General features: G+C 68.4%; 1 pseudogene. It reads left to right on the forward strand.

Annotation, left to right across the window (positions count from 1 at the left end):
* Positions 1 to 918: pseudogene (locus STRTUCAR8_RS05530) on the forward strand (hypothetical protein); the annotation flags it as partial.

A 918-nucleotide genomic window follows, 5' to 3' on the forward strand; every position in this document is an offset into this window, starting at 1 on the left:
GTGATCTTCCTGGTCAAGATGCCGTTCACCGGCTTCTGGGCCTGGTACGCCCGCGCGTGCGTCGTGCTGCCGGTCGTCGGCTGGCTGTGGGCCAAGCAGATCTGCGAGCGCACCGCGCAGGACCTCCGCGACCGCTGGGCCGCCCTGCTGGCCGGTGGTGGCGTCGGCGCGAAGATCCCCGAGGCGGTCCCCGGCAGCCCCGGCGAGACCGCCGCCGAACACCTGCGCAAGGAACTGGCCCGGCTCAGCGCCGAGCAGCAGTCCAACTCCGTCTTCTACGCCGGACCCAAGGGCATACTCGGCATGGGCACCCGGTGGGGCAGCTGGCAGCTCGCCGAGGAACTGGTCCCCCGGGACGCGGGCAAGGAGATCCACCCCTTCCGCAGCTGGGACGTCATACGTTCGATCCACGACAAGCTGCGCATGCTGGAGCGCGGGCCCCTCAACACCGGCGGGTTCACCAAGCCGACCCTGAAGCACTGGATCGTCACCCCCGTCGGCGAGGGCGCCAAGGAGGTCTCCCGGCCCAGCGGCACGGACGTGGACGCGTACCAGATCAAGAACCACGCGATACAGGACATCTGCAACAAGCAGCAGTTCGGCAGCGGTCAGCGGCACTACCTCGGGGTCCAGTGGACCCTCTGGGACGGCCAGTTGATCATCACGATGCTCATCACGGTGACCGTGCTGCACGAGACCCTGCGCATCGAGGTGACCGGGCACGCGCTCGGTCCGGTGCACTCCCTCTTCACCAGCAAGCCCGCGGCCAAAGAGAACGAGGTCCAGAAGTCGGTCAGTTCTGGGAGACCCGTAAGTCAAGCTGCCCCTGGTCGACGCGGACGAGTCGTACGCTCGCCGCGCGGGCTCCCTCACCTGGTACCCCCGCTGCTGACTGGCTGGGCGGCTCACTGGCTCTGC

It is taken from the genome of Streptomyces turgidiscabies Car8 (genome assembly GCF_000331005.1).
GTDB lineage: Bacteria > Actinomycetota > Actinomycetes > Streptomycetales > Streptomycetaceae > Streptomyces > Streptomyces turgidiscabies.